We start from the raw sequence: 3,190 nt of genomic DNA, 5'->3' as shown, positions 1-3,190 counted from the left end.
CGCCGTCAGCGGCCGCGGACCCGGCGTAGCGCCTCGCGCAGCGGCGGGACGACGACGCCCGCCTCGGCCATGAGCGCACGGGTGCGGCGGCGGCTCGACAGGACGCCGACCACGCCCACGACCCACGGCACCAGCAGCACGGTGAACGCGATGCGGTACGCGTCGAGCGAGTAGGTGCCCGCGGCGTCCGGCTCGACGAGCTGCAGCACGACGCCGACGCCCAGCAGGCCCGCGATGGTCGACGTGAACCCGCCGGTGTTGACGAACCCGCTCGCGGTGCCGAGCGACGTCGGCGGGGAGAACGTCCGCGCGAAGTCCATGCCGACGAGCGACACGGGGCCGCCCGCGCCGACGAGGACGACGAACACGACCAGCTGCCACATGGGGCGGGGCGTCGACGGGACCAGCAGCCACACCCACGCGACGAGCGTGACCGCGCAGCTCGCGAGCACCGACCACGACCGCCGCAGCGGGTGCCGGGCGGTGAACCGCCCGACGACGGGCCCGGTGACCATCGCCGTCAGCGTGAGCGCCGTGAGCAGCACGCTCGCCTCCGCGGCGGTGCGTCCCTGGGCCGTGACGAAGAACGGCACGCCCCACAGCAGCGCCACGACGTTCGCGCTGAACGGCGTCGCGAAGTGGCTCCAGAACCCGAGCCGCGTGCCGGGCGGCTGGAGCGCCGCGCGCAGGGCGGGGGCCAGGCGCTCGTAGGTCAGCGGGTCGCGCGGATGCGCGCTGCGGATGCCGCCGAACGCGACGCCCGCGGCGACGACGCCGACCACGGCCAGCGTGCCGAACGTCGTCGTCCAGCCGTGGTGGTGCAGCAGCCACGCGACGGGGATCGCCGACGCGAGGTTGCCCGACTGCCCGATGAGCCCCGTGACCTGCACCATCACGGGTGCCTTGCGCGGCGGGAACCACTCGGCGATCAGCCGGACCGCGCTGATGAAGATGCCCGCGTCGCCCGCACCCAGCAGCACGCGCGCCAGCAGCGCGACGGGCACGGTGTCGGCGACGGCGAGCAGCAGCTGCCCTGCCGCCATGACGAGCGAGCCGGCCGTGATGACCGCGCGCGGCCCGAACCGGTCGAGCAGCCGCCCCGCCGGGATCTGCATGAGCGTGTAGAGCAGCAGCTGCGCGACGACGAACGACGACAGCGCCGTGGCCGACAGCGCGAACCGGTCGACCGCCTCCACACCCGCCACGCCCATCGCGGTGCGGTGCACGATCGCGACGAAGTACGCGACGACGGCGGCCGCGTACACCGCGTGTACGCGCGTCGGCCGGAGAACGAGGAGGGTGCGTCGGAGCGCGCCGGGGCGGGCGCGGGGACGCGAGTCACGCAGGGGACCTCTCCGGGACCCGGCCCGCGACGAGCACGCGGTACGACCGGGGATGCGCACCAGCCTACGTCCGCGGGACGGGACGTCCGGCCGACGGACGTGCTCTCCTGCGACGACGCGACGACACTGTGGCGGACACCACGACACGGCCGACGCCGACGCACCGACACGGTCGGCACCCGACGAGAGGACCCTCCGTGCCCAAGCCCCCGCTGCCCGCCGACGTCGCCGCGCTGCTCGCCAGGCCCAACCCCGCGGTCATGGGCACCCTCCACCCCGACGGCCACCCGGTGACCGTCGCGACCTGGTACCTCGTCGAGGACGACGGGCGCATCCTGCTCAACCTCGACGCGTCGCGCGCGCGCCTCAAGCACCTCCGGGCCAACCCGCAGGTCTCGCTCACCGCGATCGACGAGGCCAACTGGTACACCCACGTGAGCGTCCAGGGACGCGTCGTGGAGATCCGCGACGACACCGACCTCGTCGACATCGACCGCCTGTCCGTCCACTACGGCGGCAACCCCTACCCGGTCCGCGACCGGGCGCGCGTGAGCGTGCTCGTCGAGATCGACCACTGGCACGGCTGGGGCGCGGCGAAGCAGGACTGAGCGACCGCGCCGCCCGGGTCTCCGCCCGGACCGAAGACCCGGGCGGACGCCGGTACCGGATGGTTCGCTGCGCAGATGACACCCCACCTGACCAGCGCAGACGATCCCTCCGGCCGCTCGGTGCGCGGGCTCGGCCGACCTGCCCTCGCGACGGTCGTCGTGCACGGCGGGACGCCGGCCCGCGTCACCGTCGAGGGCCTCGCTGACACGTCGACCGGGCGTGCGGCCGACGCCTCGACGCCGTTCCACCTCTGCTCGACGGCCAAGACGGTCACCGCCGTCGTCGCCCTGCGCCTCGCGCGCGGCGGGGTGCTCGACCTCGACGCCGACGTGCGGGACGTGCTCGACGTGGAGGTCGTCCCGGTCGGCCCCGGACCGTCGGTCCGGCAGCTCCTGTCCCACCACGGCGGCGTCGTCGACCCGCCCGACGCGTTCACCCCGGCGCCGGCCGAAGCCCCGTCCACCGCGGACGTCGTCGCGGGCCGGACGCCGCACCACGACGGTCCCGTCCGCGTGACCGAGCCGCCCGGCCACGCCTTCTCCTACTCCGAGGGCGGCTTCTGCCTGGTCGAACGCGTCGTCGAGACCGTCTGCGACGAGCCCTTCGCCGCCGTCGTGCACCGTGAGGTCGTCGCACCGCTCGGCCTGACGGCGACGACCGCCTGGGCGGGGGAGCGCTCCGCTGCCGGTGCGCGGTCCTCGACGCTCGCCCGCGTCGCCGGCACCGCCTGCGCGGGGCACCACCGGGACGGCACGCGCGTCGACGGGGTGCGCGTCCACTACGCCGGTCCGTCGGCCTCCGGGCTGTGGGCGTCGCCCGCCGACGTCGGCGTCCTGCTCGCCGACCTGCTGCGCGCCTGGCGGGGTGGGGGGTCCGTGCTGCTCGACCCGGCGTCCGCCGCCGCGATGCTCGAGGACCGGTACGTCGACGGCGTCGGTCTCGGGGTGTTCGTCGGCGGACCGCGCGTCATGTCGCAGGGCTGGGGCCTCGGCTTCCAGGCGAAGCTGCTCGCCGACCGCGACGCGGACCGCGCCGTCGCCGTCCTGCTCGCGCGCGACCCCGGCGTCCCCCAGCAGGAGTCCGTGGTCGGCCGCACGGTCCGGGCGCTGATGGGCTGAGGCGTGACGTCGTCGCGTGCTCTGGCGCCGTTGCGCGCTGGTCCGATCGGGCGGTGCTCCGTGCGCCGTCGCAGGTCGCCGGGAAAGCGGACGCCAGGGCGGGCCGCGGCCTGCCAGGAT

General features: G+C 75.5%; 3 protein-coding genes. 2 read left to right on the top strand and 1 reads right to left on the bottom strand.

Features of this window, described 5'->3' with window-relative positions:
* Positions 1 to 5: 5 nt before the first annotated feature.
* Positions 6 to 1,265 (bottom strand): MFS transporter, encoded by a 1,260-nt coding sequence (locus HGA02_RS14170; protein WP_343035486.1) that lies wholly within the window; start codon positions 1,263 to 1,265, stop codon positions 6 to 8.
* A gap of 275 nt (positions 1,266 to 1,540) precedes the next feature.
* Between HGA02_RS14170 and HGA02_RS14165 the strand changes: the two genes are divergently transcribed.
* Together HGA02_RS14165 and HGA02_RS14160 are read left to right on the top strand one after the other, a co-directional pair.
* On the top strand, positions 1,541 to 1,951 hold the full coding sequence (locus HGA02_RS14165; protein ID WP_168679597.1) for a TIGR03618 family F420-dependent PPOX class oxidoreductase: 411 nt from the start codon (positions 1,541 to 1,543) through the stop codon (positions 1,949 to 1,951).
* Between the two features lie 75 nt (positions 1,952 to 2,026).
* A complete protein-coding gene (locus HGA02_RS14160; protein ID WP_168679595.1) occupies positions 2,027 to 3,070 on the top strand; it encodes a serine hydrolase domain-containing protein in 1,044 nt (347 codons plus the stop codon).
* The last annotated feature ends 120 nt before the right edge of the window (positions 3,071 to 3,190 follow it).

Source organism: Cellulomonas septica, assembly GCF_012396155.1.
Taxonomy (GTDB): domain Bacteria; phylum Actinomycetota; class Actinomycetes; order Actinomycetales; family Cellulomonadaceae; genus Cellulomonas; species Cellulomonas septica.
This window is presented reverse-complemented; position numbering and strand designations above follow the sequence as displayed.